At 71.5% G+C, this 15,136-nt stretch carries 11 protein-coding genes; 3 read left to right on the forward strand and 8 right to left on the reverse strand.

Annotated elements, in window-relative coordinates:
* Positions 1 to 167: 167 nt before the first annotated feature.
* Positions 168 to 362, reverse strand: coding sequence for a hypothetical protein (locus tag OP86_RS25545; RefSeq protein WP_030058518.1), 195 nt, complete (start codon positions 360 to 362; stop codon positions 168 to 170).
* Positions 363 to 662: 300 nt separating this feature from the next.
* On the opposite strand from OP86_RS25545, the gene kdpB reads away from it, so the two are divergent.
* Both kdpB and OP86_RS25555 read left to right on the forward strand, forming a co-directional pair.
* Entirely contained in the window at positions 663 to 2,876 is a 2,214-nt protein-coding gene (gene kdpB, locus OP86_RS25550) for a potassium-transporting ATPase subunit KdpB (protein WP_078589398.1), read from the forward strand.
* A 221-nt stretch (positions 2,877 to 3,097) separates the two neighbouring features.
* Entirely contained in the window at positions 3,098 to 3,583 is a 486-nt protein-coding gene (locus tag OP86_RS25555) for a universal stress protein (RefSeq protein ID WP_030058514.1), read from the forward strand.
* A gap of 66 nt (positions 3,584 to 3,649) precedes the next feature.
* On the opposite strand, the gene OP86_RS25560 is transcribed toward OP86_RS25555, so the two are convergent.
* Positions 3,650 to 4,786 carry an alpha/beta hydrolase gene (locus OP86_RS25560; RefSeq protein ID WP_030260224.1) on the reverse strand — a complete coding sequence of 379 codons (1,137 nt, stop codon included), beginning with the start codon at positions 4,784 to 4,786 and terminating at the stop codon, positions 3,650 to 3,652.
* A 371-nt stretch (positions 4,787 to 5,157) separates the two neighbouring features.
* Between OP86_RS25560 and OP86_RS25565 the strand changes: the two genes are divergently transcribed.
* The gene (locus tag OP86_RS25565) at positions 5,158 to 5,634 is read left to right on the forward strand and encodes a hypothetical protein (RefSeq protein ID WP_030260227.1); all 477 of its coding nucleotides are present in this window, start codon (positions 5,158 to 5,160) and stop codon (positions 5,632 to 5,634) included.
* On the opposite strand, the gene OP86_RS25570 is transcribed toward OP86_RS25565, so the two are convergent.
* The 6 genes from OP86_RS25570 to nirB form a co-directional block, all read right to left on the reverse strand.
* Positions 5,622 to 6,245 carry a hypothetical protein gene (locus tag OP86_RS25570; RefSeq protein WP_051830605.1) on the reverse strand — a complete coding sequence of 208 codons (624 nt, stop codon included), beginning with the start codon at positions 6,243 to 6,245 and terminating at the stop codon, positions 5,622 to 5,624. The genes OP86_RS25565 and OP86_RS25570 overlap by 13 nt on opposite strands.
* A 92-nt stretch (positions 6,246 to 6,337) precedes the next feature.
* Complete coding sequence (locus OP86_RS25575; RefSeq protein WP_051830607.1) at positions 6,338 to 10,144, reverse strand: HD domain-containing protein; 3,807 nt, start codon at positions 10,142 to 10,144, stop codon at positions 6,338 to 6,340.
* A gap of 52 nt (positions 10,145 to 10,196) precedes the next feature.
* Positions 10,197 to 10,655 carry a hypothetical protein gene (locus OP86_RS25580; protein ID WP_030260233.1) on the reverse strand — a complete coding sequence of 153 codons (459 nt, stop codon included), beginning with the start codon at positions 10,653 to 10,655 and terminating at the stop codon, positions 10,197 to 10,199.
* Between the two features lie 164 nt (positions 10,656 to 10,819).
* A complete protein-coding gene (locus OP86_RS25585; protein WP_030058507.1) occupies positions 10,820 to 12,157 on the reverse strand; it encodes a nitrate/nitrite transporter in 1,338 nt (445 codons plus the stop codon).
* Positions 12,154 to 12,513 carry a nitrite reductase small subunit NirD gene (gene nirD, locus OP86_RS25590; RefSeq protein ID WP_030058506.1) on the reverse strand — a complete coding sequence of 120 codons (360 nt, stop codon included), beginning with the start codon at positions 12,511 to 12,513 and terminating at the stop codon, positions 12,154 to 12,156. The genes OP86_RS25585 and nirD overlap by 4 nt, the downstream gene beginning before the upstream one ends.
* Positions 12,510 to 15,089, reverse strand: coding sequence for a nitrite reductase large subunit NirB (gene nirB / locus OP86_RS25595; protein ID WP_051830616.1), 2,580 nt, complete (start codon positions 15,087 to 15,089; stop codon positions 12,510 to 12,512). The genes nirD and nirB overlap by 4 nt, the downstream gene beginning before the upstream one ends.
* Between the last annotated feature and the right edge of the window lie 47 nt (positions 15,090 to 15,136).

A 15,136-nucleotide genomic window follows, 5' to 3' on the forward strand; every position in this document is an offset into this window, starting at 1 on the left:
CCGACGGGTCAGCGTCCTGTGGGCACTGCTGCGCGACAACCGGATCTTCGCCCCCGATCCGGCCGCGCAGACGGCTTGACTCAATCATTGAGACTCCTGTGGATGGGTCGGGGCGGCGGCCGGTTCAGTGTGATCTTGCGAGGAACCCCCGGCCGTTCACGGCCGGGTCAAGCTGACTCCTCGAAGTGCATCGCGATACGGCAGTGGGCCGGGCGCGTGCGGCTTCGGTCGCGGTCGACCGAAGCCGAAGCCGGGTCCGGTTCCGGCGGCTCGGGGCGGTCCTGGCGGCCGGAGGCGGGCAGCAGCCGGATGGCGCGCTCCAGCGGCTGGTCGACGTCGATGACGGCGGTGGCGGTGGTCATGGCGGGGATCCCTTCGGGCGGCGGGCCGTACGGCCGGACACCTCCAGTGGAGACCCTCCGCGCACCGACCGCACCCGTCCTTGACGGATGGCCTACGCCCCCGCCACCGACCTTGACGTCCTCCTGACAGCGGCCCGTTTCACCGTGTCAGGGAGTCGTCAAGGACGGCCCGTACGCCGCCAAGGCCTCGTCAATGTCGGCATGGCGCACCGGCCCCCGGTGGTGGGCTGTCCGCCGTCCCCGTCGCTCCCCGAACCGCCGCCCCCGTCAACCGGGCGGCCCGGAAGGTCCCCCGAGACGATGCGCCGTTCGGCTCTCACCACACCGGACCACACCTCCGACCAGCAGAACTGGTTCCGCCGCCCCGAGCGAACTCCCAAGCAAACCCCCGGGCACACACCCCAGCGCGCCCCCGAGCCGCCGCCGAGCCACCGGCCGTCCGGCCCTGGGAGCGGCCGCCGCCGGCTCATCACCCGCCGCCAGCTGCGCGAGGCGCTGCCCGCCGCCGTCCGCAAGCTCCACCCGCGCGTCATGATGCGCAACCCGGTGATGCTGGTGGTCGAGACCGGTTCGGCGCTCACCACGATCAGCGCGGTGATCCACCCCGGCGTCTTCGCCTGGGTGATCTCCTTCTGGCTCTGGCTGACGGTGCTGTTCGCCAACCTGGCCGAGGCCGTCGCCGAGAGCCGCGGCAAGGCGCAGGCCGACTCGCTGCGCCGCGCCCAGTCGGCCACCACCGCCCGGCGGCTGCTGCACTGGCGGGTTGGCACCCGCGACCACCGCCACGAGGTCATCCCCGCCGAGCAGTTGATGCTGCACGACATCGTCCTGGTGTCGGCCGGCGAGGTGATCCCGCAGGACGGCGAGGTGGTCGAGGGCGTGGCGAGCGTGGACGAGTCGGCGATCACCGGGGAGTCCGCGCCGGTCATCCGCGAGTCCGGCGGGGATCGTACGGGCGTCACCGGCGGAACTAAGGTCCTCTCCGACCGCCTGGTGGTGCGGATCACCTCCCGCCCCGGGCAGAGCTTCGTCGACCGGATGATCGCCCTGGTCGAGGGCGCGAACCGGCAGAAGACGCCGAACGAGATCGCGCTCAACATCCTGCTCGCCTCGCTGACCATCGTCTTCCTGCTGTCCGTCGTCTCGCTCCAGCCGATGGCCATCTACGCGAACGCGCCCCAAACGACCATCGTGCTGGTCGCGTTGATGGTCGCGCTCATCCCGACCACGATCGGCGCCCTGCTCTCCGCGATCGGCATCGCCGGGATGGACCGGCTGGTGCAGCGCAACGTCGTGGCGCTCTCCGGCCGGGCGGTGGAGGCCGCCGGGGACGTCGACGTGCTGCTGCTCGACAAGACCGGCACCATCACCCACGGCACCCGCCGCGCCGTCGCCCTGCACCCGCTGCCCGGCGCGACCACCGAACAGCTCGCCGAGGCGGCCCAGTTGGCCTCCGTCGCGGACGAGACACCGGAGGGCCGATCACTGGTCGAACTGACGAACCGTCAGTACTGGGTGCCACCACGCTCCCCCGGCGAACTGGGCGAGCAGCAGCCCGTCCCGTTCACCGCGCACAGCCGGATGAGCGGCGTCGACCTGCGCTGGGCGGACGGCACGTCCTGCCTGATCCGCAAGGGCGCGGCGAGCGCCGTCGCCCGCTGGGTGGTGGACGGCGGCGGGCGGCTGCCGATGGAGGCCAAGCCACTGGTCGACCGGATCGCCGAGGCCGGCGGCACCCCGCTGCTGGTCGCCGTCCACGACCGGCACGGCGCCCGCGCGCTCGGCGTGGTCGAGCTCAAGGACGTGGTGAAGGAGGGCATCGCCGAACGCTTCGCCGAGCTGCGCAGGATGGGCATCCGTACGGTCATGGTCACCGGCGACAACCCGCTGACCGCCAGGGCGATCGCCGAGGAGGCCGGCGTGGACGACTTCCTCGCCGAGGCCACCCCGGAGGACAAGCTCGCCCACCTGCGGCGCGAACAGGCCGCCGGGAACATGGTCGCGATGACCGGCGACGGCACCAACGACGCCCCCGCGCTCGCCCAGGCCGACGTCGGCGTCGCGATGAACTCCGGCACCCCGGCCGCCAAGGAGGCCGGCAACATGGTCGACCTCGACTCCAACCCGGCGAAGCTCATCGACATCATCCGGGTCGGCAAGCAACTCCTCATCACCCGGGGCGCGTTGACCACCTTCTCGATCACCAACGACGTGGCCAAGTTCTTCGCGATCATCCCCGCGATGTTCGCGAACGCCTACCCCGGGCTGCACGACCTCAACATCATGGGCCTGCACAGCCCCACCTCGGCGATCGCCTCCGCGATCATCTTCAACGCGCTGATCATCGTCGCGCTGATCCCGCTCGCCCTGCGCGGCGTCCGCTACCAGCCCGCCTCCGCGACCGACCTGCTCCGGCGCAACCTGCGGGTGTACGGGCTGGGCGGGCTGGTGCTGCCCTTCCTCGGCATCAAGGCGATCGACCTGCTGATCCAGTTCGTACCGGGGCTGGGCTGAGACAACCCGGGGTGAGAAGACCCGGGCCGAGAAGACCCGGGCCGAGAAGACCCGGGGTGTCAGCAGGCCGTCAAGATGTGTACCACCGGCGTCATGGTGGTGTCAGCGGCGGTACGGACCGACCGGTTCCGGGGTTCACTGGAGTCATCCGGAGCAAGGAGTGCCTGACCGGGAGAACCCCACCCAGGGAGACCCCCACCCGAGAACGGAGACGAACGGCCATGACCGGGACCACCAGAGTGATCGTCGGCCTGAGCGGATCACTGAACAGTCTGGCCGCCCTCTACCACGCCGTCGGCGAAGCGGCCCGGCACGAGGCGGTGCTGGTGCCCGTCGCCGCCTGGACCGCCACCGAGCGGGACGGCCTGCGCCCGCGCTCCGAACTGGAACACGCCGCCCGCCGGCGCCTGGACATCGCCTTCGAACAGGCCTACGGCGGCTACCCGTCCGGCCTGGTCATCCACCCGCTGGTGGTCAACACCGACCCCGGGCCCGCCCTCGTCGGCGCCGTCACCGGCCCGGCCGACCTGCTCGTCCTCGGCGCCGCCACCCGCCGCCGCCTCGACCGCCTGCGCAACGGTTCGGTCGCCCGCCACTGCCGCCACCGGGCCGGCTGCCGCGTGGTCGAGGTCTCCCCTTCCGCCCTCCTCGCCCGCCTCGAACTCCCCGCCCGCACCGGCGCCCCGCTGCCCCTCCTCGCCCGCTGACGCCGGACCGCACTCCGTGCCCCCGCGCCCCTCACGCGGGGGCGCGGCCGCAACGCCGGGCATCCGTCACGCCGGATCGTGCAGGTGGGCGCTCAGCCACGACAGGGACGGCGGGAGCAGCCGGCCCCAGGTGGTGAAGTTGTGCCCGCCCGCGTCCACCGTCGCCTGGGCGACGACGAGCGGCGGGCGGGCCGCCGCCGCGAAGGCCGAGGAGTCGGCGTACGTGCTGCCGTCCTCCTTGCTGTCGGCGAGCAGGACAGCGAGGTCGGGCATCGGCAGGTGGGCGAGGCGCCAGCGGAGGTCGGCCTCGGCGCGCCGCTGGGCGCTGCCGCCGAACAGGTCGCCGGTGGTGACGTCCTCGGCCGCCTTGAAGTAGCCGGAGAGCGAGACCGCCGCCGAGAAGGTCCCCGGATGCTCCATGCCGAGCTTGATGGCGCAGTAGCCGCCGGTCGAGTCCCCGATCACGCCCAGGCTGCCCGGCCCGTCCAGCACCCGGTAGGAGGCCCGCAGGTCGGCGGGCACGTCGGTGGTGAAGTAGGTCTGCGCCCGCGGCCCGTTCGGGATGTCCTCGCACTCGCTGTCCCGGGGCATGGTGGGCGAGGGCCGCATCAGCACCAGGACGGTCGGCTTCATCGTCCCCGCGCCCAGCAGGTCGAGTTCGTGCGCCGGGTAGCGCAGCTTGGTGACCAGGTTGGTGGCGTCCCCGGGGAAGCCGGTCATCACCAGGACGGCCGGGAAGTGCATGCTCTCGCCGCCGGGTCGGAAGTACTGCGGCGGGAGGTAGACGTACCCGTCGGTGCTCAGCCCGGTCGTGCCGCCGGGCAGCCGCACCCGGTCCAGCCGTCCGGTCCGGGCCGGGTCGTGGCCGGCCGGGCGGGCGCCGGTGATCTCCGCCGTACCGAGCACCTGCACCCCGGCGGGCCCTCCGCCGTTTCCTACCCCCTGCGCGCCCTGGATCACGGCCGCCCCGTGCTCGTGCCCGAGCAGGTCGGTCCAGCTGCTGTAGAAGACGAAGTAGTCGTTGACGGCGAGCCCGAGCGTCGCCAGCAGGGCCAGCTGCGTGACCACGATGGTGCCCAGCCGCAGGAACATCGCGGGCCAGCTGCGGACAGCCAGCCGGGGCCACACCCAGAGGGTGCCGAGCACCGTGAACACCGCGAGCAGCGCCGTCAGCGCCAAGAGCTTGTGACTGGTGAGTCCCATCGGTCCCGGCCTCCCCTACCACTGTGGACCACCGGTACGACCGTGGACCACCTGGCCCTCCCGAACTTCGACAAGACTGTCGAAGTTGACATGCTCAGGCTATGCTGATTCGAGATCCGACCCGCGCTCCCCGCCCCGTCGACGAACGCGCCCGCAGCGCGCCCGACCGGAAAGAGGCGAGACCCGTGATTCCCGACCGGCGACCAACCATCCGGCCGAGACGGTGATCTGACGGTACGTCAACCCTGATACGGCGTTTCACCGCCCGGCCCGCCGAAGCGTGCCCCGGACCGCCCGCCGCCGTTGTACGGAAGGTGAACCACCGCACCCGCCCCAACGCCCCGGCCGCCCCGCTGAGGAAGAGGTTCCGCATGACGACGTCCCGGCTCTACCCGCGCCCCGGCGAAGCCGCGGTACTACTCACCGTGCTCGGCCTGCTCGTCCTGGAGGAAATCGCCCTCGGCATGGCCGAAAGGGAAGACCGCCCCGTCATCGGCGGCATCCTGATCGGCGCCTCCGGCACCGGCCTCCTGGTCGTCGGCGCCGTCCTCCTCAGCCGCTGGCTCGACACCCGCCGCCCGCTCCCTCTGCCCCCGGACGGCCCCAACGGCCGCGAATACAGCGCCCGCGCCCTCGAAGGCTTCCCCATGGAAGCCGTCCGCCCGCTACTCCTCGCCGAGAACGCACCCCAACTCGGCCAGTTGTACTCCGCCTGGATGCTCGCCCGCGCCGGCCGCCCCGCCCCCTGGATCGCCCGCCGACTCGACATCCCGCTCGACGCCGCCCACCTCCTGGTCGACGCCGCCCGCGCCCTGAAACCCGACCCGGAACTCGATCAACGCCGCTGACCCGGCGCCGCGTTCGCCTGCGCCACCAGATACGGCACCAACCCGCGCTCCGCCAACGCCGCCCGCCAGGCATCCCGCGCCCGCGCCAACTCCCCCGGGCCGCTGGCCTCCTCGCCCGTCACTTCGCCCTGCCGAACTGCCGACCCCAGCAACCCCAACCCGCCGACCAGCAGACTCACGGCCGCCACCCCGGCCGCCACCCACCCGGCACCCAGCAGCGCGTGCGCCAACACCTCCAAGTCCTCGGCCAGCCCCAGCACATAGCCGAGCAGCAGGAACACCACAGCCGCCACCACCGCCACGATCGGCACGATCACCCCCAACACCCCCCACCACCCCGACGCCCGCTCCCGCGCCGGCACATCCACCGGCAGCCGCGCCACCGCATCCGCATCCGCCCGCAGAGCCGCATACCGCTCGTACTCCGGCCCCGCCGCGGCCAACACGAACTCCGCGTTCTCCCGAGCCGCCCGCCGCAGCACCTCCACCCCGCGCGCCGCGTCCCCGCGCGCCGCCAACGCCTCCCGCACCTGCGGCGCGCAGAGCGCCCGCCCGAGCTCCGTCTCGAAGTCCGCCCGATCCTGCTGCGGCAGCCTAAGCGGCTTGTCCATGCTGGGTCCCCGTTCACCGATCGTGCAGTTCTACAGAACTGTAGAACAAGGGGGCGCATCGTAGCAGCCCTGTTCACGGGTGGATTCGGCGATCAGGAGGGGTCGGCCATCGGCACCCGGGCGAGCGCGGCACGGACGACGTCCGCAAGGTCTCGATCGACAACACCCCACTCATGAAGCCAGGCGTGGATCTGCCGGGCGGACCTTCCGAGTCGATCTGCCTCTCTCAGCAACAGGGCCAATGAGGACGGCCTACTGGACGACCTCGCGAACAGCCGAACCAAATCCTCCGCCTGTCGCAGGGAGACATCGGCCGGGAGTTTCTCCGACGACACCGGGATCCCGCACGCCTTGAGACGAGCCGCGAGCTCTTCCGGGTTCCGCCCTATCGCGCTCGCCGCCATGATCAGGTCGGCAAACGGCACAAGACTACCGACCTCCGTAGCCGGCCACTTCATCGGGCCGTGGCCGGAGAGCAGTTGAAAGTCCAGGAGGGTGTTCACCTCCGGCACAGCCATGGGAACGTGGAATCCATAGGCCCGATACCGATCGATCGCCTCCTGAAGCGTGAACACACCCCGTCCGACAACCGCGAAGAGCCACACATAGGAAAGGCCCTCAATCCATCGGAACCTGGAGCCCCTATCCCTGAAGAGCTCCACGTCCTTGGCACTGGCGTCCGCGGGCAACGACGGACCCGGGATTCCCACAGCCATCAGTCGCTCGACGACCTCGGCCACACTGATCGACTCGGTCGCCGCGGCTTCCAGCACGTGAATCACTGGCGCCGCACCCGAGCGGTTGAGCCAGGGACTCATGCCGTCGAGGCGTACGCTCAGGGACCTCACGTCATTGCTGGAGGGAAAGTCCGGAAGTCCCGTGGCATCAGCCGCGATTCCGTACTTGGCAAAGGCGCCACAGACCTCGGCAGTCGACATCCCGAGCACCGAACTCGCTTTCGCCAGATGCCCTGGCGCAACCGAGCCATCTCGCTCGAAGGGCGTGCCGAACACTGGCACGCCCTTGAGGCCCCGCAGAAGAACCGGATCGGCCACCATTGCCGCAGCCATCTTCGACACCTCAGCGGAGACGACTATGCCGTGGTCGGCCAGACGTTCGACGACCTCCTCCATCGGCGCGCCTCCGAACTTCCAGATCTCGAACAGCTCGGCCACACCAATCGGCGAATCGTCTTCGTCACCACGGGGCCGCGAGGCTCTCTCATCGTCATCTTCAAGCCCGAGCGCAGCAGCTCGTCTGCTCACCTCATCATGAGTCAGGCCCAACTCGATGGCTACCTCAGTGAGCCAGCTCTCGGATACCGACTCCCTCCAGGTCCGTGCCTGGCGGCGAGATCCTCGCGCGAGCAGGAAGGCCGAGTCAGACGGCCTCGCCAATCGAATATTTCGGATTAGGAGGGCCCCTGCGGACACTCCTTCCAACAGTTCCAGTCGGTCTGTCCTCCCATGCGCCATCAGCCTCCAGAGAAGCACGTGATCCGATGGCGTCGCGCTCGCCTGGTTTCTCCCGCTCTCCTCCGGGTCGCGTCCGATCCCGATGTAACCAAGAATCCTCCGGTCTGCGGGGAAGAGCCCCGCTCTTCCCAGGTCGAACGCGATTCCATGTGACTCCAGCCGGCAGCCCTGACGTACCGCCTCCGCTGCTACCAGCTCGGCGAGCTGAATACAGTCGTCAGTGAGCCGACCGACCCATTCCATTCCGAACAGTCCCGAATCGGACCGAACGAGTTCACCGGCCCCATCCGCCAACAACGCGCCGACCGTCCGCGATACGTCGTCGATGACCCGTCGCCGATCCACCGAAATCCTCCCCGGCGCGAAGCGGCCGGAGAGGTTCACCACGGCACCGATGAGGCTGTTACTCCGCGGCGAGAAGACTCCTCGCTTCACCTCCGATTCCACCAGCAGGCCATCGACCAGCAGTGCACCTCCTTCCTCGCACCAGATCACGTGCGCACCTTCCGGAGCGTCGTTCCAAGAAACCGTCACGCCGCGCGCGTTGAGGCCGAAGGTCTCGTTCTCGGGCGCCGACCGAGGCCTGAACACTCCCGGTTCCCAGACTGATCTGCGCTCGCCGTGCGCGACGGTGGTGCGGAACTCCGCTATTCCCAGAAGACGTTCGAGGACATCGAGGGCCGACCAGGAATCCCCGAGGTCGATGTCGCCTCGCAGGTACAGGCGGACGGTGGTGCCGGGCTTCCGGCAGCTGTCCTCGCGTTCGGTGATGCGGAAGAGGTGGCTGGGGCCGTAGATGGAGACGTCGAGCTGCGGGCCGAGCCGGCCGGTGGCGTCCATGCGGCAGGTGGTGACCCGGATCTCGTCGGCGAGCATGAAGTAGCTCAGCACGCCGATGCCGAAGCGGCTGTTGGGGTACAGCTCGACGGGCGGGTCGGCCTTTCGCCACTCGGCGCGTTCGAGTTTGAAGTCCAGTTGCTCGGCGAAGCGGGCGCCGGCGTTGGAGAATACCCCTCGCAGCTCGGATTCGCCCATGCCGACGCCGTTGTCCTGGCATTCCAGGTAGGCGCGGCCGTGCTCGTCCACGCCCTGGCGGAACTCGATCCGGCCGTCGTAGGTGAACCGGGCGCCCAGGGTGTTGGTGCGGTCCAGGTACTCGGTCCGCGCCCGGCGGTAGCGGCAGGCGTCGAGGGCGTTCTGGTAGAGCTCGCGGACGGCCAGGTCCCGGTCACGGTAGAGCTCTACGCCCATCAGCAGGCTGCGCACCCGGCGTTCGTCGAGGCGGAACCGCGCCCAGCCGGTGAAGGCGCCGGCGGCGGGGGCGGCCTCGTCGGAGGCGAGGCGGGTGGGGAGGGGGTGCGAGGTGAGTACGCGGCGGACGGCGTGGAGGAGTTCGTCGGCCCTGGCCGTGTACTCGCGCAGGCCTTCGACCACCGCCTCGTGCCGGCATTCGGCGCGCAGGACGGGCAGGTCGTAGGAGCCTCCCCAGACGGCCAGTTCGAGCGTGCGGCACAGGTCCGCGAGGTCGACTTCGTGCGGGATGCCCAGGTGTTCGGCGACGATGTCGGGCAGCGCGGTCGTCTCGATGGCGGTGCCGTAGGCGAGGGCGAGGATGAGCGCCAACCTCGGTTCCCGGACGTGTTGTTCGCCGGGGGCGCGCAGGTGGTCGTCCTCGCGGAGGCCGGCGAGGTAGTCGCGGTTGGTGACGTCGGGGCCTCGGCGGAGGCCGTGCAGGACGGCGCAGATCCGCTTGAGGGCGAAGGTTTCGCCGAGTTCGTCCAGCACCGGCAGTCGGTCGAGGATGTCGCGGACGCCCTCGGGATCGGCGAGGTCCTCGTGCTGGTCGAGCCAGCGGTGGTAGAGCCACCAGCCGACGGGCGCGGCGGAGTCGGGGCGGGTGCGGGTGCGGTGGGTGAGCAGGTCGTAGGACTCGATGAACTGCTCGTAGGCCGCCCGGTCGCCCTCGGGTGCGGGCGACGGCTGGAGGTCGGTCGGGCGGACGGTCGCCCGGGCGGCGGCCAGGTGCAGGGAGCGGACCCGGTAGAGGAAGGGGGCGACCGCCAGCAGTGCGGCCTCGGCCGGGTAGAGGTCGAGGGGGCCGTCGCCGAGCAGCCAGCTGACGCGCGAGGCGAAGCGGACGGCGATCCCGGGGTCCTGCCAGGGGTCGTCCACGAGGTCCACCGAGTCCCGCAGCCGGGCGAGTTCGCGGACGGCCGCGAGTGCGGCCCGCTTGTACGGCGCTGCGTCCCGCTCGGCCCGTACGTGCTGCCAGGCGCGGCACTCGTCCGCGCTCTGCACCCAGGGGTCGTCCTGCTCCGGGACGGCCCGTGGACGCGGCCCGCCCAGGTACAGGTTCTCGATGTGCCCGGCCTGGACGGTGTCCCCGTGGACGGTGCCGTTCATCGTGTTCGAGCTGTCGACCACCGCTTGTGCCCCTCCCCAAGTGCAGGGGAACGAGCGTAGGGCAAACCCAGGGTCAGGACGCCGTCGTGGGCTCAATGGTGAGGGTGACCCGCTTGGCGTCGGCCGCGGCCGACGGGGCGGCGCCGATGTTGGTGACGGTGGCGGTCAGGACGGCCTCGGCGCCGGGGATCCAGTTGAAGGTCTTGGACTGGACGACGAACTGTCGTTGCTGCCGTGTCCCGTCGCAGGTCACGTCCGTCTCGGCTGTCCGGCTGGAGCCGAAGCCGATCGCGGAGGAGTCCTGGGGGTCCTTCTGCTCGACGGAGACGGTGAGGGAGCGGGCTTCGGCCGCGACCGTGCAGAGGTAGCCGACGTCGACGCGGACCTTTCCCGGCTGTTTCGGGTCGACCGTGGCGTCACCGAGCGTGACCGTGGTGGCGGCGGGGGACGGGTCGGTGACGTCGGCGGCCCCGGCGGCCCCGATGGGGGCGGAGAGGGCGGCGAGGGACGAGGTGAGTACCGTCAGGACCATCCAACGATGCACGGCAACCTCCCTGGACTGAGGACGTGGTGCGGCCGACGCTAACCGCCCGGCCGAACGGCCGCTCGCCGAGCCAATCCGATGGTCACACCAACGGCCCAGCACCCCGTCCCCGACGCCCCGACCCAACACCCCGCCCCAGCCCCCGCCGCCCCTCAGCGTCGCCGGAGCCAGACCGCCCAGGTCAGCACCGAGCAGAACACGTACGCCGCCAGGAACCCCAGGTAGGCCGCGTCCCCGTTGTGGCTGGCGAGGAAGGACTGCCGGAACGCCAGGTTCACCAGCACCCCGCCGAACGCCCCGATCGCCCCCGCGAGCCCGATCAGTGCCGCGGAGCGGCGCCGGGAGGCGTTCTCGGCAGCCGTCGGGTCGGCGCCGGCCGCGACCGCCGAGCGGGCGAGGGCCTGGTAGTGCGCCGGGATCATCTTGTACGTGGAGCCGTTGCCGATGCCGCTGAGCACGAAGAGGGCGATGAACCCGGCCAGGAACAGTGGCAGCGAGCCCGCCCGCGACGCGGCCAGGACGACGGCCGTCCCGGCGCCCATGGCGAGGAAGGTGCACAGGGTGACGACCGCCCCGCCGTACCGGTCGGCGAGCCGTCCGCCGACCGGCCGCAGCAGCGAGCCGAGCAGCGGCCCGAGGAAGGTGAGCGCCGCCGCCTTGACCGGGGTGTCGAAGCGCTCGTGGAACTGCACCTGGAGTACCTGCCCGAAGGCGAAGCCGAAGCCGATGAACGAGCCGAACGTCCCGATGTACAGCGTGGAGACGGCCCAGCCGTACGGGTCGCGGGCGACCTCGCGCAGCGCCCGCCCCTCCCCCGGAGCGGAGGCCGCCACCGCCAGGTTGTCCATCCGCCACCACGCCCCCGCCGCCGCGAGCACGATCAGCGGCAGGTAGAGCAGCGGCAGCAGCCGGGGGTGGGTGGCGCCGGCGGTGGCCAGCACCAGCAGTCCGAGCAACTGCACCGCCGGGACGCCGAGGTTGCCGCCGCCCGCGTTGATGCCCAGCGCCCAGCCTTTGAGCCGGTGCGGGTAGAAGGCGTTGATGTTGGCCATCGAGGAGGCGAAGTTGCCGCCGCCGACGCCCGCCACGCAGGCGACGGCCAGCAGTGTCCCGTACGACACCCCGGGTTCCAGCACGAGGGCGGCGAGCCCGGTGGGGACGAGCAGCAGCAGGGCGCTGATCACCGTCCAGGTGCGGCCGCCGAAGCGGGCGACGGCGAAGGTGTACGGCAGGCGCAGCAGGGCGCCGAGTGCGGTGGGGAGCGCGGTGAGGGTGAACTTGCCTGCGGTGTCGATGTGGTACTGGGGCCCGAGGAAGAGGACGAGCACCGACCAGAGGCTCCACACCGAGAAGCCGATGTGTTCGGAGAGCACGGAGAAGATCAGGTTGCGGCGGGCGATCCGGGCGCCGGCGCGCTCCCAGAACTCCTCGTCCTCCGGGTCCCAACTCTCCAGCGGGGTGGGCTTTCTCGCGTCGAGGACGGTGCTCATGCCGCACTCTCCTCGACGCAGACCCGCACCGGCCAGCGCCGCAGCACGGCGGGGGTGCCGTCGGGGGCGGTGTCCTCGTCCAGGCAGCGCCCGTCGGTGAGGTCGTAGACCTGCTTGTACATCGGGGAGATGAGGGTCGGCCGGTCGCCGCGGTTGCCGAGCAGGCCCCGGGAGAGGACGGGGGCGCCGCTGAACGGGTCGAGGTTGTCGACGGCGTAGAGCGTTCCGGCGCGGTCGCGGAACAGTGCGACCTGTTCGGTGTCGGGCAGCAACACCGCGACGCCGCGGCCGGGTTGCAGGTCGGCGAGGGTGCAGACGGTCTGCCAGCTGCTTCCGTCGTGGATCTGTACGGTCACGGGGTGAGCACCTCCAGTCGGGGCCCGGCGACGAACACCGGGGAGTCGAGGGTGTGGCCGGCCTCGCCGGGGCGGGCGGGGCGGATCTGGCCGCGTTCGGGGACGAAGGTCACGGCCGGGTCGGGGGTGCCGGGCGCGTTGACGAAGGAGGCGAAGCGCCGCAGCCGTTCGGGGTCGGCGAGGGTCTCGGCCCATTCGTCGCGGTAGCCGCCGATGTGACGCTCCATCAGTTCATCCAGCTCGGCGGCGATGCCGAGCGAGTCGTCCAGGACGACGGCCCGCAGGTGGTCCAGGCCGCCTTCCAGCCGTTCCAGCCAGACCGAGGTGCGTTCCAGGCGGTCGGCGGTGCGGATGTAGAACATCAGGTAGCGGTCGATGGTGCGCAGGAGCGTCTCGCGGTCCAGGTCGGCCGCCAGCAGGTCGGCGTGGCGTGGTGTCATGCCGCCGTTGCCGCCGACGTAGAGGTTCCAGCCGGCCGAGGTGGCGATGATGCCGAAGTCCTTGCTCTGCGCCTCCGCGCACTCGCGGGCGCAGCCGGAGACGGCGGCCTTGAGCTTGTGCGGGGAGCGCAACCCCCGGTAGCGCAGCTCCAGTTCGATGGCGAGGGCGGTGGAGTCCTGGACGCCGAAGCGGCACCAGGTCTCGCCGACGCAGGACTTCACGGTACGCAGCGATTTGCCGTAGGCGTGCCCGGACTCGAAGCCGGCGTCGACCAACTTGCGCCATATGACGGGGAGTTGGTCGACGGTCGCGCCGAACATGTCGATCCGCTGACCGCCGGTGATCTTGGTGTAGAGGCCGTGGTCGCGGGCGATCTCGCCGATCGTGATCAGGCCCTCGGGGGTGATCTCGCCGCCGGGCACCCGGGGCACGACCGAGTACGAGCCGTTGCGCTGCAGGTTGGCGAGGAAGTGGTCGTTGGAGTCCTGCAGTGCGCCCTGTTCGCCGTCCAGGATGTGGCCGTTGCCGAGGCTGGCCAGGACGGAGGCGACGGTCGGCTTGCAGATCTCGCAGCCCTCGCCGCCGCTGCCGTGCCTGGCCAGCAGTTCGGAGAAGCTCGTCAGCCCGGTGACCCGGACGATCTCGTACAACTCGGCCCGGGTGTGGGCGAAGTGCTCGCACAGGCCCTTGGTGGTGCTGACCCCGGCGGCCTCCAGCTCCTCGGTGACGACGGTGCCGAGCTGCTTGAGGCAGCTGCCGCAGCCGGTGCCGGCCCGGGTGCACTTCTTGACGGCGGTGACGCTGTCGGCGCCCTGCTCGCGGACGGCGGCGCGCACCGCGCCCTGGGTGACGTTGTGGCAGGAGCAGAGCACCGCGTCGTCGGGCAGGGCGACGGGCCCGGCGGCGGCGAAACCACCGGGCAGGACGAGCTGTTCGGGCGCGACGGTGAGCGGCTTGCCGCCGACGGCGAGCGGGCGCAGGATGCCGTAGCCCTCGGTGTCGCCGACCAGCACGCCGCCGAGCAGCGCGCCGTCGGCGCCGATGACGAGCTTGCGGTAGACGCCGCTGCGGCTGTCGCTGTAGAGCACGTCGAGGGCGCCCTCGGCGGTGCCGTGCGGGTCGCCGAAGCTGGCGACGTCCACGCCGAGCAGCTTGAGCTTGGTGGAGGTGTCGGCGCCGGTGAAGCCCTCGCCGGTGGGGCCCGCGCCCTCGCCGGTGGAGCCCGCGCCTTCACCGTCGAGCTCCGCGAGGGTGCGCGCCGCCGTCTCGGCCATCTGGTAGCCGGGGGCGACCAGGCCGTAGACCCGGCCGTCGACGGCCTGGGCGCATTCGCCGATGGCGAGGACCGCCGGGTCCTCGGTGCGGCAGTGCGCGTCGACCACCACGCCACCGCGCGCGCCGACCGGCAGTCCGCAGTCCCGGGCGAGCTGGTCGCGGGCGCGCACGCCGGCCGAGAACACCACGAGGTCGGCGGGCAGTTCGCGTCCGTCGGACAGGGCGAGACCGCGGACCGTGCCGTCCGGGCCGGTGAGCACGCCGCTCGCGCCCGCACTGGTGTGGACGGTGACGCCGAGCTCCTCGATCTTGCGGCGCAGCGCCGCGCCGCCGCCGTCGTCGACCTGGACGGCCATCAGCCGGGGCGCGAACTCCACCACGTGGGTGTCCAGTCCGCCGGCCCGCAGCGCGCCGGCCGCCTCCAGACCGAGCAGCCCGCCGCCGACGACCACGCCCGTCCGGGCGGCTTCGGCCTCGGCGCGGATCGCGTCGACGTCCTCGATGGTGCGGTAGACGTGGCAGCCGGGGGCGTCCGTCCCCGGCACCGGCGGCACGAAGGGCACCGAGCCGGTGGCCAACACCAGGGCGTCGTAATGGACTTCGGCCCCGGAACGGGTGCGCACCAGCTGCCGGTCGCGGTCGATCGCGGTGGCCGGATCGCCCAGGCGCAGGTCGATGCCGTTCTCGGCGAGGAAACCGGCCGGGCAGAGTGCGAGGTCCTCGGCGGTGCTGCCGGAGAACAGTGCGCTGAGGTGGACCCGGTCGTAGGCGGGCCGGGGCTCCTCGGCGAGCACGGTGACCCGCCAGGCGCGCGCGGCCGGCTGCTCGGCCCAGGCCTCCAGGAAACGCTGGCCGACCATGCCGTGGCCGACCAGGACGAGGTCGCGGACACCGGCGAGGTCCCGGG

It is taken from the genome of Streptomyces novaecaesareae (assembly GCF_000716875.1).
GTDB lineage: Bacteria > Actinomycetota > Actinomycetes > Streptomycetales > Streptomycetaceae > Kitasatospora > Kitasatospora novaecaesareae.

What these genes read in the sequence shown, in the direction of transcription:
- OP86_RS25545 (WP_030058518.1), bottom strand. Translation starts at nt 362, where the DNA reads ATGACCACCGCCACCGCCGTCATCGACGTCGACCAGCCGCTGGAGCGC.
- kdpB (WP_078589398.1), top strand. Translation starts at nt 663, where the DNA reads ATGCGCCGTTCGGCTCTCACCACACCGGACCACACCTCCGACCAGCAG.
- OP86_RS25555 (WP_030058514.1), top strand. Translation starts at nt 3,098, where the DNA reads ATGACCGGGACCACCAGAGTGATCGTCGGCCTGAGCGGATCACTGAAC.
- OP86_RS25560 (WP_030260224.1), bottom strand. Translation starts at nt 4,786, where the DNA reads ATGGGACTCACCAGTCACAAGCTCTTGGCGCTGACGGCGCTGCTCGCG.
- OP86_RS25565 (WP_030260227.1), top strand. Translation starts at nt 5,158, where the DNA reads ATGACGACGTCCCGGCTCTACCCGCGCCCCGGCGAAGCCGCGGTACTA.
- OP86_RS25570 (WP_051830605.1), bottom strand. Translation starts at nt 6,245, where the DNA reads ATGGACAAGCCGCTTAGGCTGCCGCAGCAGGATCGGGCGGACTTCGAG.
- OP86_RS25580 (WP_030260233.1), bottom strand. Translation starts at nt 10,655, where the DNA reads ATGGTCCTGACGGTACTCACCTCGTCCCTCGCCGCCCTCTCCGCCCCC.
- OP86_RS25585 (WP_030058507.1), bottom strand. Translation starts at nt 12,157, where the DNA reads ATGAGCACCGTCCTCGACGCGAGAAAGCCCACCCCGCTGGAGAGTTGG.
- nirB (WP_051830616.1), bottom strand. Translation starts at nt 15,089, where the DNA reads ATGGTCGGCCAGCGTTTCCTGGAGGCCTGGGCCGAGCAGCCGGCCGCG.